Origin of the sequence: Sphingobacterium sp. UGAL515B_05 (genome assembly GCF_033097525.1) — a bacterium.
Classification (GTDB): Bacteria; Bacteroidota; Bacteroidia; order Sphingobacteriales; family Sphingobacteriaceae; genus Sphingobacterium.
This window is the reverse complement of record NZ_CP109907.1, coordinates 4809187-4835110: the sequence shown is the minus strand read 5'-3', so window position 1 is coordinate 4835110 and position 25924 is coordinate 4809187. Positions and strand designations below refer to the sequence as shown.

Genomic DNA, 25924 nt, shown 5'->3' with positions numbered 1-25924 from the left:
ACCCGCCTTTTGTAAAATGATTGATAACTACCAAATTTTGATACGCTTATCGACCGGAACAAACATTTTGTCGCCGTCCTTTGTATCCCAAGCTTTATGGAAAGCATCCAGGTTAATGATCGGCGCAAAAGCACGGTACTGAGCCGGAGAATGTGGATCAGTTTTCACTTGATTGACCACAAACTCGTCTGTTGTCTTCGTTCTCCATATGGTAGCCCAGGAAAGGAAAAAGCGCTGGTCCTGCGTAAAACCATCTATTAATCCAGGATTTCCTTTATCTTTCAGATAGAGTTGCAATGCATCAAAAGCAACTGATGAGCCTCCCAAATCTCCTATATTCTCCCCCAATGTAAAGCGACCGTTCACAAAAACGCCCGGTACAGGTTCATAGGATTCAAATTGACGTACCAAAGCATCAGCCGCTGCTTCAAATTTTGCCTTATCACTGTCGCTCCACCAGTTGTTCAGGTTTCCGTTTCCATCGTATTTCGCACCCTGGTCGTCAAATCCATGCGAAAGTTCATGACCAATTACCGCACCGATACCACCAAAATTAACTGCAGCATCAGCCTTATAATCATAAAATGGCGGCTGGAGAATCGCTGCCGGAAAGACAATCTCGTTAAACAATGGGCTATAATAAGCGTTTACAGTCTGCGGAGTCATCCCCCATTCAGACTTGTCTACTGGCTTATCTTGTTTCGCCAAATTTTGGTAAAATGCCCATTTACTCGAAGCCAATACATTTTCATACAACGATGTACCAACATCAAGTTTGCTATAATCTTTCCATTTATCCGGATAGCCAATTTTAACTTTAAACTTAGCCAGTTTGTCCAATGCCTTTACTTTCGTTTCATCCGACATCCAAGTTAATCCCTTGATATGCTGCCCGAAAGATTTAACAAGATAGCTTACAAGTTCTTCAGCTTCAGCTTTGGCCTTCGGAGGGAAGTTTTCTTTCACATATAATTTCCCTAATAATTCTCCTGCGATCGAATTGACAAATTCCACACCACGCTTATCTAAAGCACGCTGCTCCTTTTGTCCTTTTAACTTACGACCCCAGAAGTCAAAATACAGATCATTAAGCTCCTGTGTAGTATATGACGCTGCATTATTTAAAATATGAAATGTCAATATCTCTTTGATTAGCGGTAGATTTTCTGGATTGAAAACTCGATCCAAATTCTCATAATACTTTATTTCCGGCACAATCACAGTATCAGCCTTAAAACCGACATCCTTTAGGTACTTTGCAATATCCACGTTTTTAACCATCTTTTTTAGATCTGCTACAGCGATCGGATTATATCGACCATTAGCATCACGTGATTGCTCAACAGTTTTAAGGTTTGCGGCCATTTGCTTTTCAAAAGCAACAATTTTTGGACCTTTTAAATCCTTCGTAACTTGGCCAGATTTAGCATAAAGTGCAGAAATATAATTTGAATAGTCAGTTAAGGTTTCTTCGTTCTTCTTGTCTTTTACTTGATAATATGAACGTCCTAAACCTAGACTTCCGCCACCAAGGTATACCGTATTGACATCGGAATTCTTAAGATGCGCATATACATAGCCACTAAAAAAAGGATTTCCACCAATGGGTGCTACCTCAACAAGATATTTATATAAATCATCGAAATTCTTAATGGCTGCAATTTTAGTGAGATAAGGTTTAACAGGCGCTAAACCAAGTTTATTACGTGTTTTCATATCCACAAATGATTTATACAAATCACCTATCTTCTGATTGTCTGTACCCTTTTGGAACTGTCCAGATAATGATTCTTGCAAAACCTTCAAAGTAGCAATATCGGTATTTTCACGCAATTCGTCAAAAAAACCCCACCGTGCTTTATCGGAAGGTATTTTGACCGTTTTCATCCATTGCCCGTTCACAAAATTATAAAAGTCATCTTGCGGACGAACAGTCTTATCCATGTAACTCACATTTATTGCATTGTTTTGCGCATGGCTTGCCAACGAGCCGCAGGCTAACAAGGCTGCTAAAAGTAGATTTTTCTTCATATAAAAATTTAGTTTGTTTATCGCTATACACAAACTTAAGAAAAGTTCTTCTATTGTTGATGCAACAAATATGGTTCTAATGACAACCAAAATTAAGAAGCATAGCTGGGTCTATGCTTTATTACGGGTTGATTTGCGTAGTACAAGGATAAAAATAAGGAAGAATAAGGCGATACCAGCGATCCAGACCCACGGATTAGCATACCATAAAGTACCATTCGCTTCTTTCAGTTTTTGATTTTCTTCTAGCGTAACCTGTGCTTTCAATAAAAAAAATGAAAGAACAGAACCAACTAGTAAAGCAGTCTTTTTCATATTTAATCACTTAACATGAATAGAATGCTTTTTTAGCCGTTTTTGTTTGAAATGAATTAAATTACCCTTGTTTGATTTCGCCTAAGTAAACCACATCTTTCAGATCAAAAGGAGTTTCTTGATACACGAAGTAATTCAACCAGTTATTGAAAAGCAGGTTTGCATGGCTTGTCCAGCGCACTAAAGGACGATTTTCGGGATTGTCATCGACATAATAATTTGCAGGCATAGCAATCTCCTGCCCTTTTTCCAAGTCTCTTTTATACTCTTCGTCCAATGTAAAAGGAGCATATTCTGAATGTCCCGTCAAATAAAATTCTCGTCCACCTCGAGAAGAAACAATAGCAATACCTGCTTCCGGCGATTCCGAAAGAATTTCCAAACCCTCTTTCACCAGGAGATCATCCTTCTCAATGGTCGTATGGCGGCTGTGCGGTATAAAGAACTCATCATCAAATCCACGGAATAGCGGATGTCTTTTGTTTAACGTAGTATGCTTAAATACACCAAAAAGCTTTTCCCCTAATGGCTTTTTCTCTACACCATAGAAATGATACAATGCAGCTTGAGACGCCCAACAGATATACAAACTTGATGTTACATGGGTTCGTGCCCAATCGAAGATGGTCTGAATTTCTGTCCAGTAGGTCACTTCCTCGAAAGCAACCATTTCAACTGGAGCTCCCGTAATAATCATTCCGTCGTAGAAATTCTCCTTAACCTCAGTCAAGCTCTTATAAAACATCTCCAAATGCTCTTCGGGGGTGTTCTTTGAAACATGCGTTTCAAGTCGCAAAAATTCCATTTCCACCTGCAAAGGATTATTCGACAGCAAACGAATAAAATCTGTCTCTGTCGTAATTTTAAGCGGCATCAAGTTCAGTACTAAAACGCGAAGCGGTCTAATGTCCTGCTCATTTGCTCTTAAATCACTCATGACAAATATATTCTCCTTTTTCAACAGCTCAATGGCAGGAAGGTTATTAGGAAGTTTGACCGGCATAGATAATTTCTCCTTATACAATTAGCATTCAAAATTAGCAAGAAAATGCCATAAATGCTAAATGAAACATAAATTATCTTCCATTATATTAATATAATCTCCAACATCAAAATCTATTCCTTACTTAAATCTAATAGGGATTTTCTAAATTTCTGCGACCCAAAATTCATTCCACCTACATGCTTAATGACCAACTTACCAGCCTTGTCCAAAATAATTGTTGTGGGTATGCTTGTGGTACTCAATTCATTCGGTAACGCCGAATTTAACTGATAGACAGGTAGACTATATTTTCTTTTCGCCATAAATTTCCTCGAAGCGCTAAGATTTCCATCAATATCGACAGACAAAATAATAATACTATCGTTGCCTTTAAAATCCTGATAGAGTTGATCCAATGAAGGCATCTCAGCAAGACAAGGTGGGCACCATGTCGCCCATAAATTAATAACCACAACTTTCCCCTTGAGTTGATTTAGGCTCAACACATTGTTTTTACTGTCCCTAAAGCTAAGATCATACCCTTCGGTCCAGCCATTACCCTCCCCTTCGGCAACAGAATGCGTATTTGCTTTACCCGGAAATGGGATGCAAAACAACAAACTAACCAAGAAAAGGACACTATAATTTACTCTTTTTCTCATACAACACTGTTTCTAAGCATTAACATAACGTTTGCATCCTAATTTGATTGTCTCTAAATCAGAAAAAGCAATCTTTTTTTTATCCTATTTTTTAATTCATTTTTTAGCGCCGATATAGGCATAAATTCCGTTTTGGAATACAAAAGCGGAAAGATATGTGTAAAAGATATTACAAACAAATTTGGGGATATGTGTATTATATAGTATGAAAATAAGTAAATGAATATGAGCAAAGAGAAATCAATACGAGAAATTGAAATTAACGGAAAAGTTTACCAGTATAGTGCTATTAAAGATCTTCCTGAAGGTAATATCACACACCTGCCATTTAGTATCCGCATCCTACTGGAAAATGTATTGCGTAACCATGATGGATTCAGTATCACGGACGAGCATGTCAATACCCTGATTCATTGGACTCCACAACCTGTTGACAAGGATATACCCTTCAAACCAGCCAGAATTTTAATGCAGGACTTTACCGGAGTACCTGCTGTAGTCGATATGGCATCGCTTCGTGCCGAATTTATCCGGCATGGCAAGGATGGACAAAAAATAAATCCCGCTATCCCTGTGGATCTAGTTATTGATCATTCCGTTCAGGTCGATTACTTTGGCACAGACTACTCGTATGACAAGAATGTCGAGTTGGAATATGAACGCAACCGCGAGCGTTATGAACTCCTTAAATGGGCACAGAAAGGATTAAAAAATTTCACCGTTGTTCCGCCGGGTATGGGTATCTGCCATCAGGTCAATTTAGAATATCTTGCCAAAGGAGTAATTGAACGCGACAATTGGCTTTTTCCGGATACCTTAGTAGGGACGGATTCGCATACACCAATGGTCAATGGTATTGGTGTACTGGGTTGGGGAGTTGGTGGTATTGAGGCTGAAGCAGCCATGCTTGGACAACCGATCTTTTTCACCTGTCCTGAAGTTATCGGCCTTAAACTTATCGGCAAAATACCGGCGACATGCACCGCCACAGACATGGTTCTTTCGATAACAAAAATACTTCGCGATAAAGGTGTTGTGGGCAAATTTGTTGAAGTATTTGGCGATGGATTGGACAGCCTTTCAGTTACAGATCGTGCGACAATTTCCAATATGTCCCCAGAATTTGGCTGTACAGTTACCTATTTTCCGATTGATGACCGAACCCTTGAATACATGCATAGCACCAATCGAAGTGCAGAGCAGATTAAAATTGTTGAAGATTATTGTAAAAGCAATTTACTCTGGCGCACTGGCAAGGAAGAAATTCAATATTCGTCGGTCGTTGAATTCGATTTATCAAGCCTTGAACCAACTGTATCTGGGCCCAAAAGGCCTCAGGATAAAATTCTAGTGAAGGATTTAAAAACCACATTTTCACAACTTTTGGACAGCGAACACCATCGACAATATGTCCCTGTTTTGCAGCGATCGGAATCTGCCTGGCTTGCTGACGGCGGTTCAGGAACAGAGTTTACCTTTGGTAAGGTACCTGTCGAACATGATTCACCGCATGAAGTTATTCAAGAGTCTATTCATGCCGTTCGCATCAAACACAATCATAAGGAGTATATTGTCAGTGATGGCAGTATTGCGATCGCAGCTATAACAAGCTGTACCAACACCTCGAACCCTACGGTCATGATCGGTGCAGGATTATTGGCCCGTAACGCCATCGAGCGCGGACTTCGCACCAAATCCTGGGTAAAGACCTCTTTAGCCCCTGGCTCAAAAGTCGTTACGCAATACCTTGAAAGATCAGGACTTAGTGCTGATCTTGATGCCCTGCGTTTTCATACCGTAGGTTACGGTTGTACCTCCTGTATTGGAAACTCCGGTCCTCTTCCACCACAAATAGCAGAAGCGGTGGAAAAAGGTGAATTGATTGTTGCCTCGGTATTATCTGGTAACCGAAATTTTGAGGCCCGTGTGCATCCACAAGTCAAAATGAACTTCTTAATGTCGCCGATGCTTGTTGTGGCCTATGCACTGGTCGGAAGAGTGGATATTAATCTCTTGGAGGAACCATTGGATTACGACCCTAACGGTCAGCCCGTATATCTGAAAGATATTTGGCCAAGCCGCGAGGATATTATGGAAACCGTCCATGCTTGCGTCAAACAATCGGATTTCCAAGAAGTCTATGATGTCATCTTCGACGGATCGACAGACTGGCAAGAACTTGAAGTGAATCTTGATCAAAATTACCAGTGGGACAACACGTCTACCTACATCAAAGAATCGCCATTTTTTGAAAATCTACAAGCCGTTCCTAATCCAATACAGGATATTCAGAATGCAAGGGTATTACTTTATCTAGGTGACTCGGTGACTACGGATCATATCTCACCCGCTGGTTCATTCAAAGAAGAAACTGCAGCTGGACAATACCTCAGATCACATCAGGTAAGTAAAGAAGATTTCAATTCTTACGGATCTAGACGTGGGAACCACGAGGTCATGATGCGCGGAACATTTGCCAATGTGCGTATTAAAAACAAAATTACCGATCGTGAGGGTGGATTTAGCCGTTACTTCCCCACCAATGAGGTGAAGACGGTGTATGAAACCGCAATGGAATATCGCAAAAACAACACAGCGCTCATCGTACTGGCCGGAAAAGAGTATGGTTCGGGTTCCTCCAGAGATTGGGCAGCAAAGGGCACATTCCTTCTTGGCGTACGCGCGGTTATTGCTGAAAGTTTCGAGCGTATTCACCGAAGTAATCTTGTCGGTATGGGCGTAGCACCTCTTGTCTTTATCAATGACGAAAACGCAGAGAAATTAGGACTAGATGGAACAGAAGTTTATAGCATCTCGGGGCTTGAGACCGATTTAACACCCCATAAACTTCTCTCGGTAACGGCGGTACATGACAATGGAACGGTAACCAATTTTCAAGTGAAAGCAAGACTCGATTCAGCCATTGAAATAGAGTATTTTAAGAATGACGGTATTCTACAATATGTGCTGCGTCAGTATTTAAAGAACAACTAACATTGTGCAAATAGAGAATCGGAATATCTAAAAAAGTAAAGGGCACTGATCAGTGCCCTTTAACAAACTATATAAAAACCTACCAGAGTTCTACAATACTTCAGTCTTGACCCCAGCACCCCAAGAATTATATTTTATGGCTACGCCAAAAATAGCCATAAAAAATCCCTCTTTTTATCCCTGAAATCAGGTATTTTGGTCGCAAGCGGAAATAACGCCTTTGACTTTATTTTAAAGTAAAATCATTCGGCAGAATTCCTTATTTTCGCTAAAATCAATGCCAACACGATACAGAATGGAAGAACTTGTCGAACAAACAATCACTAAACAAACATTTACAGCTGAACTAAAGCAAGTTCAGGAATTCTACAAATGCACCTTTGAACAATGTGATTTCCAGAACGCAGAACTCGTAGATCTCCTATTCACAAACTGTGAATTTAAATCATGTAATCTTTCCAATGTCAGTCTAAAGGGCACACAACTAGATCATGTTGTTTTTAATGACTGCAAAATGCTAGGCATACACTTTAATGAATGTAGTTCATTTTCCTTTCATGCCAATTTCAGCAACTCGGTTCTGGATTACTCCTCTTTTTTTGAAAGAAATATAAAGAAGTTCCAGTTTGAACAATGCTCTTTGCAACATGTGGATTTTGAACGGGCCAACCTTCAACAGGTGCTGTTTAAAAAAACGAATTTGCTAAATGCCCGCTTTGTACAATGCAATCTCGAGGGCTGCGATTTTCGGTCTTCGATCAATATCCAGCTAGATCCTGAGGTCAATCGTATGAAAAAAAGTAAATTTGGTCCGGAACAATTACCTGGTCTACTACTTAAATATCAACTGGTTATTGATTAAATATGGGAAAGGCCGTTCAACTAACTCCAAAATCAATGTATTCCATTGAACCATGTTGATTTATCGTTAAATAACGGATTTCAGGGATAAAACTCCCCACTTTGAATCAGGATATTTGTCATTCAAAGTTTAAGAAAATGAAAAAAATATCCCTATCATTCGCAGCTATCTTAGCGGCCAGCACAATGTCGTTTGCACAGATCAATAAAGCATTCAAGATCAACTATGCCATTACGTATGCTGTCGATCCCAGCGAAGAAGCACAAGCAGCTCCAGTTTCTGTTTACGAAGCGTATGTTAACAATGATAAAATAAAAGTTATATCGGCTTCCGGAGACGGCGAAGAGTCAATCTTTCTCATTAAAAAAAATGAAGAACAATCAATTATATTGTACCCAGGACTGGCAAAATACGTCGTTAAAGAAAATGCGCTCAGCCCACATACGATCAAATTCGTCCCAAACCAGACGAAAATGATTGCCGGTTATCCCTGCAAACTAGCTCAGGTCGAAATTCCTATTTCAGAAGATAATGACGAAAACAGCACCTTATCGATCTGGTATAGCGATAAATTGCCAGCCACCTATTGGGAGGGATTTGATCTATTCAAAAAAATCCCCGGGGCTGTGCTACAGCTAACAACACCCCTCGGAATGGATATGATTACCCAGAACATCGCCGATAGCCAATTAGACGATAAAGATTTTATCGTACCTGAGGATTATGAGCAAGTAGCATCCATTTATGACGCCGAGGAAGATTCGGAAGAAAACAACCAGATTGCTGAAAATCTGTATTTATTTGAAGATGCTGCAACTAATCTCCTAGGGGTACAAGACAGCGAAGAAAAAACAATTGTACCAGCACAATACCTCTATATCGCACCATTTGTTGGCGATCTTAGTATAGTTCAATATAAAAATGAAAAATATGGCGCCATTAATCTGGCTGGTAAACCAATCATCCCCTTTCAATACGATTATTTAGGTTACGATGATCACCTTGGACAACTGGTTTTTGGACTAAACGAAAAATATGGGGTCATGGATAAATCCGGCAAAATTTTAATTTCCCCAAATTATGATATGATATCGTTTATTAACGGTGGTTATGCCGTATTTCAGCAGAAAAATAAATATGGTATATTGAATCAGGCGGGCAAAATAATTGTTCCGGCGACGTATAGCTATATTTCTGAAAATAATTCAACGCATTTCATCAGTATCGAAAACGACAGGTATAATCTTACTGAAATAAAGACCAATAAAATCGTTGCTCCCGACTACGATTTGATTTCAGTTACAGAAGAACCTAATCTTTTTCTTGCTAGTAAAGATGGAAAATATGGTTATTTAGATGGTCAGGGAAAAGTGGCCATACCATTTATCTACAGCGGGGCTACCTCTTTCAGTGATGGTGTAGCTTCTGTCTCATTAGCGGATTCGGACGATGTAATTTTGATTAATACAAAAGGTGAACGTGTAGAAATCGATGCCGCGGCAGAAGCAACAGACACAATTTAAGAGCCAGAAAACAAAAAAAGGCAGCAGATATATCTGCTGCCTTTTTTTGTTATAGGGTTGCCGATCATCAAAGATCAATAGGAGTTTATTTTTTCTTTTTAAACAGCCCTTTGCCGATCGTAAATAAAACCACCACGATAAGACCTCCCCCTAGGCCAAATAACAGCTCTTTTATCATTCCTGGCAGAGCTGGTAGCGCATGGTGTAAGAAATCAATATAATGCGCAAATATTCCGCCTGAAACCAGAATTAAAGCAAATGTACCTACAACAGCCAATAATTTGATAACAAAGGGAAGCGCACGGACTAAAAACCGACCTAGGCTCGCAACAGGACCTTTTTCACGTGAGGTTTTAATTAATTTATAACCAGCATCGTCCATGCGAACGATAAGAGCTACAATACCATAGACCCCAACTGTGGCCAGAAAAGCAACAACCGAAACCGTAATAATTTGTAAGGACAAGCTTTTTCCCAGAACCGTTCCCAAAGCAATAATGACGATTTCCACAGAAAGAATAAAGTCTGTCGTAATAGCCGATTTTACCTTCGCTTTTTCAGCGGCAACTGAGTTTTCAGCAACGACAGTCTCCACTTTTGTTTCCTCCGTAGGATGTTTGCGATGGAACAGGTATTCAATAATCTTCTCAACACCTTCAAAAGCAAGATAGAAACCTCCTAAGATTAAAATATATTTGATGGCAATTGGAAAAAAGACATTCAGTAATAATGCTATTGGTACAATTATCAACTTATTGAGCAGTGAGCCCTTTGTAATTGCCCATAAAACCGGGAGCTCGCGCGAAGCTAAAAAGCCAGTCGCTTTTTCGGCATTAACCGCTAAATCGTCACCTAAGATTCCAGCAGTTTTTTTTGTTGCGATTTTACTCGCTACTGCCACATCATCCATCAACGCTGCAATATCATCTAGAATTGCAAATATTCCTGAAGCCATAGTTATATAAAGATTGAACGTAAAAATATAAATTTAATTCAATTTTGAAATAAGGAATTTAATCCATTTGCAATATCAAGCTACATTACATTTGAATTAAATACGTAATTTTAGTACCACAAGGACAACCATTATGAAAAATTCACTTACACAAGAGGAACAGTCAATGCTACTTGAAACGCTGAAAGAAAGGTTTCAAAAATTCCCCAAACGACACCCACAGATCAGCTGGGACGAGGTAGTGCATAAATTGCTTGAAAGCCCCCAAAAATTATGGAGCTTGTTCCAAATGGAAAAGAGCGCTGGCGAGCCCGACCTTGTTATTATTGATCCAAACAAAAAGCAGTATGCTTTTGTGGATTGTACAGAAGAAAGTCCCAAAGGAAGGAGAAGCCTCTGTTTTGACCAAAAAGCCTTAGATGAAAGGAAGGAAAACAAGCCTATTGGAAGCGCTGTCGAAGAAGCTAAAAAAATGGGAACGGAGCTGCTTTCTGAACAACACTATCGCCAACTCCAAATGTTAGGTGAATTTGATTTAAAAACTTCCAGCTGGATACAAACTCCAGCGGATATTCGTAAGCTTGGTGGCGCCTTATTCGGTGACAGACGTTACAACCAAGTTTTCATCTATCATAATGGTGCGATCTCCTATTATGCGGCACGAGGCTTTCGTACCATACTTTTTCTTTAAATAAAAGCACTTAAGCATCGTAATATAACACCTATATGAAAACAATTTTAATCGCTACCCTACTCTTTTGCTTGGGAGCCGCTCAACCTCTTTTTTCACAAGTACCTTTTCCTTCTTTCTTAGAAGGGACGTGGAAGGTTGACAATAAAGAGGAATATGAACAATGGGATCGTATAAACGAACATGAATTAAAAGGCCTTTCCTATACGTTGAAAAATGGCCAAAAGATAGTCAGTGAATACCTAAAATTGACCAAAATAAAGGATAAAATCATATATACAGCACTGGTTATTGGACAAAACAATGGGAAAGAAGTCAATTTTGAGCTAAATTATCAGGATAGTACCTATTCTTTTGTCAATGAGGCCCATGATTTCCCTAATTACATTCGATATACGCCCGTTACGACAAACCGACTTTATATTGCAGTGGAAGGAAAATCAGGAAAAGTCAGATCTTTTTATGCGACGAAAATCGTACCCACACCGACCGTAGCGAACCCAAATTACGATCAGGAACTCGCAAAAAAATTAGGGGCCGATGATTATGGAATGAAATCCTACATCTTTGTCCTCCTGAAAACTGGCGAGAATAAAACAACAGACAAACAATTTATTAATGCATGTTTCAAAGGTCACATGGAAAATATCAATCTTCTCGTAAAAAATGGGCAACTGATTGTTGCTGGCCCGTTTGGGAAAAATGACAGTAACTTCCGGGGCCTTTTTATCTTAAATAACATGGCTTCTATTGATGCCGCAAAGCATATTTTAGAAAACGATCCAGCGATAAAGAATGGTCTCTTAGAAGCTTCATTTTACCCTTGGTATGGTTCAGCTGCTTTAGCAGAATACCTGTCCCAAGTAGATAAAATCTGGAAAAAACAACATTAGCTGTTTGTTCGTGACATACGGCTGTCATTTACAGCGCTAACTTTGGGGAAAACAAAAAGACATGAAAAATCAAACAATCCCTTCATTCAGTATAATTGGCCTCGCCATCCGTACGAGCAACCAAGATGGACAGGCAGCTAAGGACATTCCGGAACTTTGGGCCCGCTTTTTTAAAGAAGATGTATTAAGCCGTATTCCCAACAAGATATCCAGCGAACTCTACTGTATCTATACCGAATATGAAAAGGATCACACCTTACCTTATACCACTTTCTTGGGCTGTAAAGTGAGCAATCTTGAAGAAGTACCCGAAGACTTGGACGGTATTCATATCGCTGAAAATCGTTACCAACACTTTACTGCAGAAGGAAGTTTGGAAGATGGCATCGTTTATGAAACTTGGCAAAAGATATGGAGCTCAGATTTACCAAGAACGTATGCCGCAGACTTTGAAATATATGGCGAAAAAGCCCAAAATCCACAAGATGCAAAAGTGGATATATACATCGGTATCCATTAGGGGGTATTCCGTAACAAAAAGTATGTCTTAAGGTATTCATCATATATTTTAAACTAAATAACACTTACCTTTGAGCCGATTTAAAGAAAAACATTATGCAAGGCAATACGACATACAGAAAAAAAGTTGTTCGATATAGCTATTTAAAATTAATTGGAAGTTCAGTTCTTGTCAGTATCATTTGCTGCTTATTGGCATACAGTCTCAAGCATAGCACAGGTTATGTACAGGAAGAATTGTTTGAAAGAGTATCTTCCTGGAATCCTAAACTGTTTATTATTCTACCCAGCATAGGTATTACAGCTATTTATTTCTTACGGAAATACGCTTTTCAAAACAGAAAAAACAAAGGGATCAAAGAAATCTATACAACATTGGAAACAAGAAAAGACCATTTGCCTTTTTTTAAGATTCCATCACATTATATCAATGGTTTTCTAACTGTAATTTTTGGTGGTTCAACCGGTGTTGAAGTCTCCACAGTTGTTGCCACAGCCACAGTAGGTAACCAAGCGTATAAGAGATTACATCCGGCTTGGGCCTACAAAACCGAGTTGATCTGCGCAGGCGTAATTGCTGGAGTCACACTGTTGTTCGGAAGCGCATTGGGTGGTTTTCTTTTTGCTTTTGAGGTTATTGCACGGAGATATAATAAGACTTTACTCATTAGCGGACTAACTTCAATGGCTGTGGCATCCGTATTCGTTTATTACCTTGACGCAAGTCCTTTATTTACATTTGAGGCAAAAGCATGGCGATGGCAGGCGATCCCTTTTGTCGCTATTTTAGGACTGATTGGCGGGATCTTAGCGTTATATTTTACTAAAATTGTTATTTATGCAAAGTCCTATTTTGCAGGCATAAAAAGTAATTTTATCCGTGTCAATTTGGGCGCAATCACTGTAGGGACGTTAATCTTTTTCTTGCCGGCACTGTATGGCGACAGCTATCATGGTCTTGGAGAAATTCTAAAAAGCAGTCTGCATGATTCAGTCAATTTACTATACTTTCTTCCGCTGATCCTGCTTGTTCTCTTAAAACCTTTTGTAGCCTCTTTGACGTTAGGTGCAGGTGGTGATGGTGGCGTTTTTGCCCCAAGTATTGTTACCGGTGCATTGTTAGGCGTTTTGTTTGCACAGCTTTGTAATCATTACCTCGGCACACAATTGGTGGTTATAAATTTTGCTCTTTTTGGTGCTGCAGCAATGCTTTCTGCGGCTATACACGCACCATTTACGGCAATCTTTATTATTGCAAGCCTTGTTCCTTCAGGCTATTTATTACTAGCACCGCTACTCATCAGTAGTTTTATTGCGAAAGCGCTGGCAAAAAAACTATATCCTTATAATGTATACACCTATAAGGAAGTGGCGGCAGCCAAACCACTTTAATCGCACTCATTGATCAACAAAACATGATCAAATTACAATAAAAAAGCGCCTTAAATACATTTGAGGCGCTTTTTTCATGATTTAATCTTCCCTGCTTCCATCATCTGCCATACGGACTATCTTGGGCGAAAATTTTGCCACGACATCAACAAGATCTCTTTGTGAAGCCATTACGGTATGGATGTCTTTATAGGCCATCGGCGCTTCATCCATCCCTGCCCCAAGCAACATAATACCTTTATCTTTAAGCATCGAATGGAGATCATGGGAAGATAGCGTTTTAATCGCTTGTGTACGGCTCATCAGTCGACCTGCCCCATGAGATGCCGATTGTATCGCATTCGACTCCCCTTTTCCACGAACCAAAAATCCTGGTGTAGCCATGGAGCCTGGAATAATCCCCATAACTCCTTTTGCAGCTGGCGTAGCACCTTTTCGATGGACAATAACCTCTTGACCATTCCACGTTTCCTTCCATGCAAAATTGTGGTGATTTTCAACCTTCGCCAACAATTCGGCCCCTAAAGCCACCGTAATCTTTTCATGGATCACTTCATGGCAAGCTGACGCATAGTCGCCGGCGAGATTCATCGCTAGCCAATATTCTTGCCCTTCATGAGTATCTAAGTCTAAATAGGCCAGATTTTCAGCCTGGTAAGGCAACTTACACAAGGATTTAGCCAACTTGGTATAATGTGCCGCAATGGTAGAGCCCATTCCTCTTGAACCTGAATGGGTCAGTAAGCCTAAATAGGCTCCGCTATCAATGTTCAAAACCTCATCTCTTTCTTCAAATTCGACTATACCAAACTCCACAAAATGATTCCCCCCACCTGAAGATCCCAATTGCGTCCAGGCTTTATCCTTCAATGCGGAAAGGAAGCTGTTCTCAGTGAACAACTCGTTATCCAATACAGCATGATCTACACGTTCATGTCTCAAATATCCATTGCCAGCACCAAACTTACTATTACGCAGAATAATGTCTTTCAAGGTCATTAAATTGTCTTCCAAAAATGAAGCTGGCAAATCAAAGATCGACAAAGCCATACGACAGCCAATATCAACACCGACCCCATAAGGAATCACCGCATTATTAGTCGCCAGTACGCCACCAATTGGCAACCCATATCCTTGATGCGCATCTGGCATCAACGCTCCGGCAACTGAAACAGGTAATTTCATGGCAACACTCATTTGTGCTTTCGCCCCTGTTTCGATTTCAGATGCACCATAAATCGTATATTCCGCAGGAGCCTCGTTCAATGCAATTAACGATTTATCAACAGCCTCTTGCCCAAGTATAGCATGGGCCAAAATTCCGAAAACAGCATCTTCTGAATAGCTGGCCGGATCTTCCAGGACAGACTTGAACTTTTCGAGCATTTCTACCCGCGTAAAACCGTGTCTTTTACTGTTGATTTTCAATGCAACACCCAAAGTATGATTCTCTTTATACCCTAATGCAATTAAATCATTGCCATTTATTCTCTTATTTTCCATTTTTTACTTTCTTTTTTGATGGAGCAGCCATACAACTTCTCCAAAGCAGGTAACAACATCTCTTTACGTTGCTACCTGCACCTCTTTCAACTTATTAATCTTTTATTTCACAAACAATTGCTTGAGTTGGTCAACAATTTGTCCATTTCCGGAAACCGAAATCGTATTGATCTTTTCAGCAATCTTTTCGACATATTCCATTTCCTTCAATTTAAACAACATACTGTTTTCTTCCATCAGCTTCGCTGTATTCAACAAACTCCGTGTCGAAGCAGTCTCTTCACGACGCATGATACTATTTGCCTGTGCCCTCTTCTCTGCAATCAACACCTGGTTCATGATGTCCCGCACATCTCCTGGTAAAATAACATCTTTAACGCCGCAGGTCAACAGTGTTATACCCAAGCCTGCGACTTGTGGCAATGTGTTTTCTAAGACATAGCCTTGTATTTCAGTCTTTCGCTCCATCAACTCGTCCAAAGTCATCTGGCCAATATAGGACCGTAAGGTCAACTGCATCAACGAATACAATTGCTTTTCATATTCTTTATTATCCAATAGCGCTTTGACAATATCCACAATCTGATATTGCAGCGTGAAATTGATTCTGATCTGTGCCTTATCTTTGGACAAGATCTCCTGTCCTACCACCTCCAACGTCAAGACTCTCATATCAGCTTTTGAAATCGTTATGGTTTTTGCATTCTTCCACCAACAATACGTTCCCGACTTCAAAATATCTACAAACACACCGTCTACAAAAAGCAGCGCTTTCTCATTTGGTTCAATCTTATATTGACGTACATAATAGCCTAAGCTCTGCTTCTCCAGCAATTGACGATTAACAGATGCAGGGATCTCAATCTCCGTAATGTCTTCCAATTGAAATCTGCGTTCGCGCAATTCCTTCCAAAAAACATGTCTGCCAGACGCTAACGTCTTTTCAAAATTACCATTCAAAAAAACAAGACAGATCTCCGTATCACCCACTTCAACGATATCGACCAATTCGCGAAAACCTGTCAACTGCAACAGTACATCGACATTGCGACCGGAAGGAAATGGATGAGTCGTCGTGTACTTCTCCAGTTTTTCACCAAATCCCAACCAGTAGTTACCGGATTTCAAAACACGGATCACCGCATTGTTCTTAACAACCAATCCGATTTCGTCTGTAGTTAGCTGTACTCTTTTCATTGTATATTCTTTTAAATTTTCCTCATTTCTATTATAAAACCTGCTATTTTTTATCCCTTGACCTCAAGCGGGATTCGAAAGTCCTGGTACCTTTTTTTTAAATCAAAAGTCGATGAACAAATACCCCATCTTATCGTTATGACTTTTTAGTATAAATGCAGATACCTCACTTAAGAATCTCAGGCCATCAATCAATTGCTCAATCGCATGAAAAACAGCGCATAAGCAGGATAAAAGATAGCAAGCTTCTACCAAATGACCTTTTTGAAGAAAGTCTTAACTTTGAATGTCCGAATGGACAGTTCGATGCAATACCCTTATGCTATTCCATCCGAAAATGGAAGTGGGATTCGAACCCACACGATTGTGTTGTTATTCTAACCAGACTGAACTATCCTGATTGCTCAGGAGTAGGAATCGAACCTACGACCCACAACTAACTGCTTTGCTCTACCCTTGAGCTACCTTTTTTACAGGAGAGGATTCGAACCTCTAACACAAGCACTTTCCTTTCAACTTCTCGTTTTATCAGTATATTGAACCTCATCGAGAACAATACTAACCTGCTATACTGAAACAGGTGACCAGGATGCCATCTGAAGAAGAAAGGCTCTTTTATACTTCATAATGAAGTATATATCTTAAAGCTTTTCGCTATAATTTCCATCAAAGAACGTTTGTCACTGTTGACATTACAAATATCGTCGGCTTAATACGCAGGGAGGTTGCGTAACAATAAAAAGAAATAAGAAAATTTATAAAAAAAATATAAAATACTGATATACAGACAATAAAAAATAAATAATTGGTATCAACAAAAATTAAAAGTCCTGAACTACGCAGATTCATTGCGTCTTTACTCGACACGGTAGACTTACGGCCCGCTGCATTATTTCAAAAAGAATGGAAAATTAGATTTTTTGATGAATATTCTGTTGAATATAGTGGTAATCCGTGATCATGTTATCCAATTTATATCCTAATTTTATTCCAGTTTTAAGACGATATCAAAAAATGAAAAGTTTATATGCAACAATAGGGCTGTTTTGCATGCTAGCAAGCTGTACAAATTCAGCGCAAGACCATAAAAGCGCTACTGCAAATCATCCCGCAAAGCAAATACCATTCAAAGACAGCACAAGGACAGCGAAGCAAGACACGGCAGTGGGTCAGCATCAGCAAGCAGAAGCTTGGTTGAAAGGAATTTTTCAATGTGCAGGTTCCGCATCTGGAAAATATTGTTACTATCTGGATAAAGAGGACGCATTATGTACCAAGCGATTCCAAGCCTTTTTAAAAGATGCGAATGAAATTTACGGACCCTCCAACCTCACAGATGAAGAACTACCCAAAGCTGAGGCAGCTTACAGGGCCAAATGGGAGAAAATCTACCCTCTATATACGGAGGAAACCTGGTTATTTGGAAGAGGTAATGACGACGCATTGGATATCAAGGATGTCAAAATCGACAAAGTAACTGAAAGCAAATTTATCGTATTTATTGATTACGGTAATGACATCCGAACCAAAAATGAAGTTCAATTGGTCAATGAGCAAGGTTCTTATAAAATTGATTACTGCAAGACGACTTTCCTACACTAATCGTTCCCCCTAGCATTGAAAATGCCAATTTTCTAGACGATAAATTGGCATTTTCAATTTATGATTGTTTGCTATTTTCAATTAAGCTTGGGAGCTATTGTTCCATTTAACAACATTTCCCTGATGGATAAGCCCATAGACGGTTGAGATCCGAGAAACTGCTTCTGCAGAACAACTCGCATCGACAAAAAGGAGGTTAGCATCATCTCCAACTTTCGGCCATACGGAATTCCCTTGATCATCAAGCGGAATTTTGCCATTGGTCGCATAACGAAGGCAACGGGATAACTCGAATTCAGTTTCATAACCATATAATTCCGCAGCTAGATTGGCTTTTTGAAGCATATTACCGCTACCGAAAGTACCCCAATGGTCCTGAACATTGTCGTTTCCTACAAAAACTTCCACTCCCGCTTTTTTCAATTCCCGAAATGGCATCAACATATTGCGAAAAGGAACCGAACTGCATATACCAACTTTCGCTTCTGCCAATCGTTCGGCCGTATGTGCTAAGTCCTTTTTCGGCATGTAACCTAAGGCGAAAGCATGACTGATAAATGTACGTCCCTGCAATGCCGGATTTTCCAATGCTTTATCAATCAAATAATGTATGGTCTTAACACCTGATTCCCCACCCTCATGTAAGTGGATATCGATTCCTTTGTTATTATCCAATGCAAGTTGAACTGTCAGGTCCATCGGCTTCTCAATACTGCCGTCAATACTAAAGGGATCCAAACCACCAATAAAATCCACCTGCTCCCATTTAGCGACTTCCTCCATCAGCTTCGCTGATGCTGTGTAGAATAGACCGTGCTGAGGGAATGCAACCAGTTCTGCAGCAAATGAATATTTTAAATGTTCCAGCGCCTTTAACAAATGCTCCAATGACTTTGTTCCCGATGTAGGCTCTACATTAAAATGCGTCCGTGCAAAATTTGTTCCGTAGCCCTGTAAAAGCGCGATTAACTTTTCGGCCCGTTCGACAGAGGTTTTCAACAACTCGGGGATAATCACCTGTTCCTTGGCAATCATATCTTTTACAGTCCTATTTTTTGGAAATACCGCCTTCCAGGGCAGGCCATATAAGGTTTTATCCAAATGAATATGCATGTCACGGAATGGCGGCAATGCCAATTTACCTTTCGCATCAAAGGCCTTTCCGCCCCCCGCCGATTGCGCTGGCTCAATACTTTTTATTTTATTGGCCTCAATTTGAATATCAAATAATGCCGTTTTCGTAGCAACAATTTCTTCCTTCTCATAAAGAAAGCCAGTTTCTAGCAATACATTCTTCAACAAATAAGTATCTTGATTTTGATTGATTTCATTCATGCCTATATCATTTTTCACCAAAGCTAAGTGATTTGAGCCAATGATCTTTGTACGAATTATTACAGATTGTGTAGATATTATGGCTGCGCTTTAAACTGACTTGGCGTCATATTCGTATGGCTTTTAAAAAACTTGCTGAAGCTTGCATTATCGTAAAACCCCAAATCAAAGACAATAGCTTTGATCGTTTTATCCGAAATTTTAAGCAATCGCTTTGCTTCCAGTAACACACGTTCCTGAATCAAAAATGAAGCTGATTTCTGTAAAACCCGATTACTTAACACATTCAGATAATTTGCCGAAATATTTAGCTTCTCGGCATAAAAAGCGACTGATTTTTCACTTTTATACCATTCATCGATAAGCTGCACAAATTTTGCCATAATTGGATTAGCCTGATATTGTTCATAATCATCAAAATTATCCTGAACGATCTTGCTGATCAGAAGCGTAATTACTTTGACCCGTGCGTAAATCAATTCCCATAGGATCTCACCATTCTGTAAATCATCTGCAATTGCCTTGAATTCTGTCAATAACGACTGAAAATTGGCCGTTGAAAGATCAATGACCAAATGCTTAAAATAATAAGAAATAGGAAATCGCAACGCAGGTAATAAGCTTTCGAACCAATGTCTGCTAATCATGAGCTGCAGTGCATAGGTAGGATCGCCCATCTGCCATTGATGTACCTGTCCAGGAAAAACCAGATGTAACTGATTTGCACCTAGTACAAAACGGTCAAAATCTATTGTATGTGTGCCTACAGACTCCTGGAACAATAAAAGGATAAAAAAATCGTGTTTGTGCGGTTCACTAATTTCTCTAGGGCCAATGAGCTCATGAAAAAGTAAATCGCGGTCAGCGATAATCCCTTCCTGAAATTTCTGCAGGTCTAATATTGGGAAATGGTCGTTGGGTTGATACATAAACAGTATTCCAAAGATAGTATCTAAATTTTAAAACAAAAAACAAAAGCTAGAGAGAGCTGGTAACAATGCTAAAAATTACGACTAACTTATGACCAGCTTCGTACTGTAAGCACAGTGAGTCCACAGTAAGTCCACGTTGAGTCCACCTTTTAAACGTGTATTCACTATGGCTTCATCGTACAGACATACTACTTACAGTCCGAAGTTGATTACTCGTAGTCCATAGCTTGTTCAAACGAAACTCTTATTGTTTGAACTCCCTGTATAAAAGAAAATTGTTACGATTATAACTATTATTTAATATAAAAAAATGTTACTTTAACGCAGTTGCAAGGGTATCAAGCGATATTGAATGCCGACGCCCCATATCTAATTAAAATCGAGAAATGCAAATCGAAATCGGTCGTATATTTTATGAAATAGTTCCCTGGAATAAAGATTATATCCAAATTTCGGGTAATTCATCACCCTATCGTGTACATGCTCCGGCACATTGCGATGTTGCTTTCCTTAAAGAGTACATCAAGTTAAACCCGCCAGAAAGTAAATCGGAAGGTACATCCTATTCCTACCTCGAAAATCCCTACTACCTATTTGGAAAACCTTATTTGGTCAAAATCTATCCTTCCACAACGCTAGCAACCTTTGAACTGACAGCTACAAGTATATGTGTATATCAAAAGAAGAGCACGAATACATTGAAATTACTGTACAAATGGAGTCAGGAATTACTCTACCATGAAATAATCAAGCAGATTGCTTATTGGGAAGAACAGTTGGATATATATGATGTAGCTACAGTAACCATCCATAAATTATCCAAAAACGATTTTAGAATCGTTGAAGGTGGATTTCATTTTTCAAATCGACTCATTGATTTCGAAAAAGAATACATCAATCTAATTATTCTAAAGGCTTTCTGTAAATTTGCTCATAAGACGCGAAAAGAAACAGAAGCAATTTTCAGTTTATATATTCCAAACTGGAGAGATCTTTATTAGTACAGCATAATAAGATGACAGAAATTAACATCAGAATCCAACTAAAAAAAGACGATTTAATCATACCATTCAGCAATCAAGATCTTATACCATTCATCGCCAAACATCAGCAAGAAATCAATGATTACGTTATCGAGCAATTGGAAGATAAAGATGGCGCACCGCATTTAAGTAACTTTAGCATAAGTGGATTAACTTTTTATACAAACAGTACCGAAGGTTCATTTAGACTTCATTTTAAAATTGATCGTCAATTTTGCTGCAGTGATCTCTCATCGTGTCAAATGGATTATATAGACTTTAAGTTTAATAAATCAAATGATAGTATCACACTAACTGGAAGTTATACCGTTTGGACAATTCAATAAAAGATATGCGAGTACCCGAACGTTATCAAGTTAATACAAGTTCATTTTCTTTTTATTGGTCGAAGGGGCTTGGTGTCGAATTGCTTCGCAAATTGCCGAAGAAACTTTCCATCGCTGCTGCCGATCAATTTACTCCTTTACTCTATCAATTTGACAATAGCTGCGACCAATTTGTCGAGCAGCTACACCTAAAAATTGGTTTCCATCAAGGTCAACAACTGCTTAAAGATGCACTTGCAGGCAAGCCTATTGATGCAGCATACGAACATGTATTGCTGAATTTTTTAAATACATTAGATCTCAGCCCTTCTTGGTTAGATTGGAATAAAATAGAACAAGGCATTGGGCTCAGTCAACGTTCTGGTTTATCAGGACTTATTGTATTACGGGATTATGTCCTCATGGGGGGCTATGAATCCAGTGCGATCAATAAACCCTTAATCTTTACAGGTGTGACTAGTCCTGAAAAATCGATACAGGTTTTCAGTGATTAAAAATAAATAATTTAAACAGTAGTAGCCGATAGGTTGCTACTGTTTTTTGTTTTATAAGTTCTGAAGTTCATGTTTGATTTCATGTGCATCTGATTTGGAGTTAGCATATGATTAGACCAATGTGGTCTGTCATTATTATAGATATCGATTGCTTCAGCTACGATCTGCTTCATCAAATGTAGATCTAAATGATAGGTATCAATCATGAACTCTTGTTTGAGTATACCATTGATTCGTTCAGCGATGGCATTTTCATAAGGATCAGAGTTTTCTGTCATACTGCACCTGAGCTGATACTTGTTTAGGTAATATTGGTATTCTTCTGCACAATATTGTACCCCTCTGTCGGAATGATGGATTAACGGCTCGTTTGTTTTTCTTTGTTTTTGTGCCATTTTTAGTGCTTTTACAACATGCGGTGTGCACATGGTCCGCGAGACCTCAAAGCCAACAATTTTTTTCGAATAGGCATCTGTAACCAAACTCAGGTAACAGGGGCTTTCTCGCTTCCCTATGTAAGTGATATCACTTACCCAAACCTGATTGGGACGGCAAACAGTCACTTCTTTAATAATATTCGGATATTTTCTAAATCTATGATGTGACATAGTGGTCGTATGATAGCTTCTTTTAGGTGTAATTAACAAATGGTTGGCGCGTAAAATATCAAAGAATTTGTCTCTGCCCACTTTTAATGCCTGTAGCTCCCTTGCCAATATATGGTAAAGTTTCCGTGTGCCTATTCTTGGCTGGGTAGTGCGTATTTCATGAACTAAGTCCACAATTTTCCCGGCTATACCCTGGCTCCTGGCTATACGTTTGATCCTTCGATAATACACCTGCCTGTCTAACCCGAACAATCCACAAGTAAAACTTAGGCTTTCTTGTTTTTCTTGCCGGAAACGATTGATTGCGCGGGTTTCAAGTTTTTTCTTACGTCGATTTTATATTCTTTTTCTGCAATATCGATCATCATGTCAAAGATGATCGCTTTGGAATCAGCGATGTGATTCTGATGCTCAAGTTGAGCCTTTTGCTTCTCCAGCAGTCTGACTTTGGCTTCCAGTTCTAAAATGCGCTGTTCTGGTGACTTTGCCATATTGGATGGTATTTGATTCTCCCAATCAAAGTTACCATATTTTTTTAACCATTTGCGAATAGTGCTATCTCCCTGGATGCCATACTGTTTTTGAGCTTGGGAGAGTGTCAATTTCCCCGATTCAATCTCTTTAACGACATTCAGCTTCAATGTTAAAGTGTAATCACGCTGAGTCCGCTTTACATAATTTGTTCCTTCTTCCATAACGATTCTTTTTGTGTATCGATATTTCAGGACGAGACAGTGCGTTAAAAAAAGGGGCTGTCAAACGACTCACCGAAACGGTAACCTTTTGGGTGGATATCACAGGCGATGATGCACTGAAAAAGGGTAATATCGGCATAGAGGCCATTCTACTTACCCGATGTATCCATTCGTATGCGCGATTAAACATTCTAAAGCACGGTCAGTGGCAAACAGAAAAATGGGGTATTCCATTAAATACGTGGGATATGCTTGCAACCAATCTCGGATTTTCTCTTGTTTACCTAACAGGGCTAAAACGCATGAAATTCAATGTATTGGAAAACGAGGTAGAAGGTTTATTCCATGTCTGGAAGTTTATCGGAACATTGCTGGGTATTCCATTGCAACTTCTCCCCGACACAGAGGAGCAAGCTATTGAAGCTTTGTATCATTGGACCATGACACAACAATCAGGAGATCAGGATAGTTTAGCTTTAGCAAAATCACTCATGGAAGAGCCCATTAAAGCGGCCTACCCCACAAACAAATGGGGACGAAAGCTCATGCGCGAAATTCATCTCTACTACAATCATTATCTATTGGGCGACTATTCGTGTTCACTATTGGGTTTAAAGAAGACGGTACTCGGTAAAATTGCTTATGTGAATATCTTAAAAAATAAAAAAGCAAATCGTATGGTTACCGACAGCTTATGGCGACAACAACAAATTGAAAAAGGAAGAAAAGTACACGAAGGCGTGAAACAAATCTATCTGAAATACAATTAACCAACGTTGCGCTCGTAAGGCACCCGTGTCGCAATGGAGCGTCCCAGGGTTAGCTCATCGACATACTCCAACTCGCCACCAAAGGCAATACCGCGGGCAATCGTTGTAATTTTCACATCAAATTCACGCAATTTACGGTATAAATAAAAAATGGTGGTATCCCCTTCCATTGTTGCTGAAAGGGCCAAAATAACTTCTTCTACCTCACCTCTCTGGATTCGGTTAATTAAACCTTCAATTTTAAGATCAGCGGGGCCAATACCATCCATAGGCGAAATTAATCCCCCCAATACATGATATACACCTTGATAGGAATTTGTATTTTCGATGGCCATCACGTCTCGCGTGTCTTCCACCACACAGATCAAATTTTTATCGCGTTTGAATGAGGCGCATATCTCACATATACTGTGGTCAGAAATATTGAAACATTCCTGACAATATTGAATATCTTCTTTTAAGCGATCGATAGAGGCCGTAAAACGCGCTACATCTGCATCGGATTGCTTCAACAGATGCAAAACCAGTCTCAATGCCGTCTTTTGTCCCACGCCAGGTAATTTTCCAAATTCAGCAACCGCATTCTCAAGAAGTTTAGAAGAAAAATTCATAATGCAAATGTAAGAATAATCAGAAAAAGTAGCTAGTATTAAAAAAATAGCTATATTGTATTCCTTTTTGAAAAATTAGGTTTTAGAAATTAAATGTATAACGTTATATATGGATATTACAAAAGAAGATAAAATTATCCGCGCATTTGAAAACAAAACATGGCAGGAAATTAAAGTAAAAGACTCATGGCAGATTTTTAAAGTGATGTCAGAGTTTGTGGATGGGTTTGAGAAATTGGCAAAAATTGGCCCCTGTGTTTCAATATTTGGATCAGCACGTACCCCACGCGAACACAAATATTATCAAATGGCGGTAGATATTGCTAGCTTATTGACGGAACGCGGTTATGGTATTATCTCCGGCGGTGGACCGGGTATTATGGAGGCAGCCAATAAGGGCGCTTACGAATCTGGAGGTAAGTCGGTTGGCCTAAACATTGAATTACCATTCGAGCAATTTCACAACAAATATATTGACCGCGATAAATTGCTTGAATTTAAATACTTCTTCGTCAGAAAGGTCATGTTTATGAAGTATTCTCAAGGGTATATTGTTATGCCTGGAGGTTTCGGAACCATGGACGAACTGTTTGAAGCAATCACACTGATTCAAACCGGTAAAATTGCACGTTTTCCAATCGTATTGGTCGGCTCTGAATATTGGAAAGGGTTAATAGATTGGGTTCAAAATACGATGATTTCAAACAAATATATCAGTGAAGAGGATTTAAAACTATTTCGAATTGTGGATACGGCCGAGGAAGCAGCTGATCATATTTTCCGATTCTACGATAAATACTTGTTGAAGCCAAACTTCTAAGAAGCACTTCTTCAAAAAAAGGAGTATCTGTTGATTCGGATACTCCTTTTTTTTGTCTATTCGAAGCTGCTTTCCTTTGTAAAATATGCGTTTAGCTGCTTAAAGCCAGCTTTTATTTATTAAAGTTGCATTATTCATAATTTAGTCCCTACATTTATAGCGCAAT

The 25924-nt window shown here is 39.2% G+C and carries 25 protein-coding genes and 1 tRNA gene; 13 read left to right on the top strand and 13 right to left on the bottom strand.

Annotation, left to right across the window (positions count from 1 at the left end):
- Positions 1-27 precede the first annotated feature (27 nt).
- From OK025_RS19915 to OK025_RS19900, 4 genes are all read right to left on the bottom strand, one after another.
- Positions 28-2031: a M13 family metallopeptidase gene (locus OK025_RS19915; protein ID WP_317666418.1), complete on the bottom strand. Its 2004-nt coding sequence runs from the start codon at positions 2029-2031 to the stop codon at positions 28-30.
- Between the two features lie 111 nt (positions 2032-2142).
- Positions 2143-2346, bottom strand: a complete 204-nt coding sequence (locus OK025_RS19910) for a hypothetical protein (protein ID WP_317666416.1) — start codon at positions 2344-2346, stop codon at positions 2143-2145.
- 61 nt (positions 2347-2407) lie between these two features.
- Positions 2408-3349, bottom strand: a complete 942-nt coding sequence (gene metA / locus OK025_RS19905) for a homoserine O-acetyltransferase MetA (RefSeq protein ID WP_317666415.1) — start codon at positions 3347-3349, stop codon at positions 2408-2410.
- 113 nt (positions 3350-3462) lie between these two features.
- On the bottom strand, positions 3463-3993 hold the full coding sequence (locus OK025_RS19900; RefSeq protein WP_317666413.1) for a TlpA disulfide reductase family protein: 531 nt from the start codon (positions 3991-3993) through the stop codon (positions 3463-3465).
- A gap of 225 nt (positions 3994-4218) precedes the next feature.
- Here OK025_RS19900 and acnA point away from each other — a divergent pair, with 225 nt between their 5' ends.
- From acnA to OK025_RS19885, 3 genes are all read left to right on the top strand, one after another.
- Complete coding sequence (acnA, locus tag OK025_RS19895; RefSeq protein ID WP_317666411.1) at positions 4219-6987, top strand: aconitate hydratase AcnA; 2769 nt, start codon at positions 4219-4221, stop codon at positions 6985-6987.
- Positions 6988-7264: 277 nt separating this feature from the next.
- Positions 7265-7849: a pentapeptide repeat-containing protein gene (locus OK025_RS19890; RefSeq protein ID WP_182981626.1), complete on the top strand. Its 585-nt coding sequence runs from the start codon at positions 7265-7267 to the stop codon at positions 7847-7849.
- A gap of 137 nt (positions 7850-7986) precedes the next feature.
- A complete protein-coding gene (locus OK025_RS19885; RefSeq protein ID WP_317666408.1) occupies positions 7987-9372 on the top strand; it encodes a WG repeat-containing protein in 1386 nt (461 codons plus the stop codon).
- Between the two features lie 85 nt (positions 9373-9457).
- Here OK025_RS19885 and OK025_RS19880 read toward each other — a convergent pair whose 3' ends face one another.
- The gene (locus OK025_RS19880; RefSeq protein WP_313188385.1) at positions 9458-10327 is read right to left on the bottom strand and encodes a DUF808 domain-containing protein; all 870 of its coding nucleotides are present in this window, start codon (positions 10325-10327) and stop codon (positions 9458-9460) included.
- A gap of 133 nt (positions 10328-10460) precedes the next feature.
- Here OK025_RS19880 and OK025_RS19875 point away from each other — a divergent pair, with 133 nt between their 5' ends.
- The 4 genes from OK025_RS19875 to OK025_RS19860 all read left to right on the top strand — a co-directional run bounded on the left by OK025_RS19875 (position 10461) and on the right by OK025_RS19860 (position 13822).
- The gene (locus OK025_RS19875) at positions 10461-11018 is read left to right on the top strand and encodes a DUF4256 domain-containing protein (protein WP_317666405.1); all 558 of its coding nucleotides are present in this window, start codon (positions 10461-10463) and stop codon (positions 11016-11018) included.
- Positions 11019-11053: 35 nt separating this feature from the next.
- Entirely contained in the window at positions 11054-11911 is an 858-nt protein-coding gene (locus OK025_RS19870; RefSeq protein WP_317666403.1) for a YciI family protein, read from the top strand.
- 61 nt (positions 11912-11972) lie between these two features.
- Positions 11973-12431: a GyrI-like domain-containing protein gene (locus tag OK025_RS19865; RefSeq protein WP_317666402.1), complete on the top strand. Its 459-nt coding sequence runs from the start codon at positions 11973-11975 to the stop codon at positions 12429-12431.
- Between the two features lie 95 nt (positions 12432-12526).
- Positions 12527-13822 (top strand): chloride channel protein, encoded by a 1296-nt coding sequence (locus OK025_RS19860; RefSeq protein ID WP_317666400.1) that lies wholly within the window; start codon positions 12527-12529, stop codon positions 13820-13822.
- A gap of 81 nt (positions 13823-13903) precedes the next feature.
- Here OK025_RS19860 and OK025_RS19855 read toward each other — a convergent pair whose 3' ends face one another.
- From OK025_RS19855 to OK025_RS19845, 3 genes are all read right to left on the bottom strand, one after another.
- A complete protein-coding gene (locus OK025_RS19855) occupies positions 13904-15325 on the bottom strand; it encodes an RtcB family protein (RefSeq protein WP_317666398.1) in 1422 nt (473 codons plus the stop codon).
- Positions 15326-15427: 102 nt separating this feature from the next.
- Positions 15428-16522, bottom strand: a complete 1095-nt coding sequence (locus OK025_RS19850) for a slipin family protein (protein ID WP_317666397.1) — start codon at positions 16520-16522, stop codon at positions 15428-15430.
- Between the two features lie 404 nt (positions 16523-16926).
- A tRNA-OTHER gene (locus tag OK025_RS19845) sits at positions 16927-16988 on the bottom strand.
- A gap of 548 nt (positions 16989-17536) precedes the next feature.
- Between OK025_RS19845 and OK025_RS19840 the strand changes: the two genes are divergently transcribed.
- The gene (locus OK025_RS19840) at positions 17537-18124 is read left to right on the top strand and encodes a hypothetical protein (protein ID WP_317666395.1); all 588 of its coding nucleotides are present in this window, start codon (positions 17537-17539) and stop codon (positions 18122-18124) included.
- Positions 18125-18205: 81 nt separating this feature from the next.
- On the opposite strand, the gene OK025_RS19835 is transcribed toward OK025_RS19840, so the two are convergent.
- Together OK025_RS19835 and OK025_RS19830 are read right to left on the bottom strand one after the other, a co-directional pair.
- Complete coding sequence (locus tag OK025_RS19835; protein ID WP_317666393.1) at positions 18206-19459, bottom strand: amidohydrolase; 1254 nt, start codon at positions 19457-19459, stop codon at positions 18206-18208.
- A 77-nt stretch (positions 19460-19536) separates the two neighbouring features.
- Complete coding sequence (locus tag OK025_RS19830) at positions 19537-20388, bottom strand: helix-turn-helix transcriptional regulator (protein WP_317666391.1); 852 nt, start codon at positions 20386-20388, stop codon at positions 19537-19539.
- A 389-nt stretch (positions 20389-20777) separates the two neighbouring features.
- Here OK025_RS19830 and OK025_RS19825 point away from each other — a divergent pair, with 389 nt between their 5' ends.
- Genes OK025_RS19825 through OK025_RS19815 form a run of 3 tightly spaced genes read left to right on the top strand, consistent with a single transcriptional unit; the run spans position 20778 to position 22254 of the window.
- Complete coding sequence (locus OK025_RS19825) at positions 20778-21392, top strand: hypothetical protein (RefSeq protein ID WP_317666389.1); 615 nt, start codon at positions 20778-20780, stop codon at positions 21390-21392.
- 14 nt (positions 21393-21406) lie between these two features.
- Entirely contained in the window at positions 21407-21760 is a 354-nt protein-coding gene (locus OK025_RS19820; protein WP_317666387.1) for a hypothetical protein, read from the top strand.
- A gap of 5 nt (positions 21761-21765) precedes the next feature.
- A complete protein-coding gene (locus OK025_RS19815; RefSeq protein WP_317666386.1) occupies positions 21766-22254 on the top strand; it encodes a hypothetical protein in 489 nt (162 codons plus the stop codon).
- A gap of 11 nt (positions 22255-22265) precedes the next feature.
- On the opposite strand, the gene OK025_RS19810 is transcribed toward OK025_RS19815, so the two are convergent.
- Both OK025_RS19810 and OK025_RS19805 read right to left on the bottom strand, forming a co-directional pair.
- The gene (locus OK025_RS19810) at positions 22266-23114 is read right to left on the bottom strand and encodes an IS3 family transposase (protein WP_317664290.1); all 849 of its coding nucleotides are present in this window, start codon (positions 23112-23114) and stop codon (positions 22266-22268) included.
- A gap of 14 nt (positions 23115-23128) precedes the next feature.
- The gene (locus OK025_RS19805; RefSeq protein WP_317664289.1) at positions 23129-23557 is read right to left on the bottom strand and encodes a helix-turn-helix domain-containing protein; all 429 of its coding nucleotides are present in this window, start codon (positions 23555-23557) and stop codon (positions 23129-23131) included.
- A gap of 11 nt (positions 23558-23568) precedes the next feature.
- Between OK025_RS19805 and OK025_RS19800 the strand changes: the two genes are divergently transcribed.
- Positions 23569-24327, top strand: coding sequence for an oxygenase MpaB family protein (locus OK025_RS19800; RefSeq protein WP_317666385.1), 759 nt, complete (start codon positions 23569-23571; stop codon positions 24325-24327).
- Here OK025_RS19800 and recR read toward each other — a convergent pair.
- Complete coding sequence (gene recR, locus OK025_RS19795) at positions 24324-24938, bottom strand: recombination mediator RecR (RefSeq protein WP_120334345.1); 615 nt, start codon at positions 24936-24938, stop codon at positions 24324-24326. The two genes, OK025_RS19800 and recR, sit on opposite strands and share 4 nt — an antisense overlap.
- A 115-nt stretch (positions 24939-25053) precedes the next feature.
- Between recR and OK025_RS19790 the strand changes: the two genes are divergently transcribed.
- Entirely contained in the window at positions 25054-25758 is a 705-nt protein-coding gene (locus OK025_RS19790; RefSeq protein WP_075994812.1) for a TIGR00730 family Rossman fold protein, read from the top strand.
- Positions 25759-25924: the final 166 nt, after the last annotated feature.

Bases quoted from the DNA above. Each gene is read 5' to 3' on its own strand.
- OK025_RS19830 (WP_317666391.1), bottom strand. From the start codon at position 20,388: ATGTATCAACCCAACGACCATTTCCCAATATTAGACCTGCAGAAATTT.
- OK025_RS19805 (WP_317664289.1), bottom strand. From the start codon at position 23,557: ATGGAAGAAGGAACAAATTATGTAAAGCGGACTCAGCGTGATTACACT.
- OK025_RS19910 (WP_317666416.1), bottom strand. From the start codon at position 2,346: ATGAAAAAGACTGCTTTACTAGTTGGTTCTGTTCTTTCATTTTTTTTA.
- OK025_RS19825 (WP_317666389.1), top strand. From the start codon at position 20,778: ATGCAAATCGAAATCGGTCGTATATTTTATGAAATAGTTCCCTGGAAT.
- OK025_RS19865 (WP_317666402.1), top strand. From the start codon at position 11,973: ATGAAAAATCAAACAATCCCTTCATTCAGTATAATTGGCCTCGCCATC.
- OK025_RS19880 (WP_313188385.1), bottom strand. From the start codon at position 10,327: ATGGCTTCAGGAATATTTGCAATTCTAGATGATATTGCAGCGTTGATG.
- OK025_RS19890 (WP_182981626.1), top strand. From the start codon at position 7,265: ATGCCAACACGATACAGAATGGAAGAACTTGTCGAACAAACAATCACT.
- acnA (WP_317666411.1), top strand. From the start codon at position 4,219: ATGAGCAAAGAGAAATCAATACGAGAAATTGAAATTAACGGAAAAGTT.
- OK025_RS19900 (WP_317666413.1), bottom strand. From the start codon at position 3,993: ATGAGAAAAAGAGTAAATTATAGTGTCCTTTTCTTGGTTAGTTTGTTG.
- OK025_RS19820 (WP_317666387.1), top strand. From the start codon at position 21,407: ATGACAGAAATTAACATCAGAATCCAACTAAAAAAAGACGATTTAATC.
- metA (WP_317666415.1), bottom strand. From the start codon at position 3,349: ATGCCGGTCAAACTTCCTAATAACCTTCCTGCCATTGAGCTGTTGAAA.
- OK025_RS19840 (WP_317666395.1), top strand. From the start codon at position 17,537: ATGAAAAGTTTATATGCAACAATAGGGCTGTTTTGCATGCTAGCAAGC.
- OK025_RS19835 (WP_317666393.1), bottom strand. From the start codon at position 19,459: ATGAATGAAATCAATCAAAATCAAGATACTTATTTGTTGAAGAATGTA.
- OK025_RS19875 (WP_317666405.1), top strand. From the start codon at position 10,461: ATGAAAAATTCACTTACACAAGAGGAACAGTCAATGCTACTTGAAACG.
- OK025_RS19815 (WP_317666386.1), top strand. From the start codon at position 21,766: ATGCGAGTACCCGAACGTTATCAAGTTAATACAAGTTCATTTTCTTTT.
- OK025_RS19885 (WP_317666408.1), top strand. From the start codon at position 7,987: ATGAAAAAAATATCCCTATCATTCGCAGCTATCTTAGCGGCCAGCACA.
- OK025_RS19850 (WP_317666397.1), bottom strand. From the start codon at position 16,522: ATGAAAAGAGTACAGCTAACTACAGACGAAATCGGATTGGTTGTTAAG.
- recR (WP_120334345.1), bottom strand. From the start codon at position 24,938: ATGAATTTTTCTTCTAAACTTCTTGAGAATGCGGTTGCTGAATTTGGA.
- OK025_RS19855 (WP_317666398.1), bottom strand. From the start codon at position 15,325: ATGGAAAATAAGAGAATAAATGGCAATGATTTAATTGCATTAGGGTAT.
- OK025_RS19860 (WP_317666400.1), top strand. From the start codon at position 12,527: ATGCAAGGCAATACGACATACAGAAAAAAAGTTGTTCGATATAGCTAT.
- OK025_RS19870 (WP_317666403.1), top strand. From the start codon at position 11,054: ATGAAAACAATTTTAATCGCTACCCTACTCTTTTGCTTGGGAGCCGCT.
- OK025_RS19915 (WP_317666418.1), bottom strand. From the start codon at position 2,031: ATGAAGAAAAATCTACTTTTAGCAGCCTTGTTAGCCTGCGGCTCGTTG.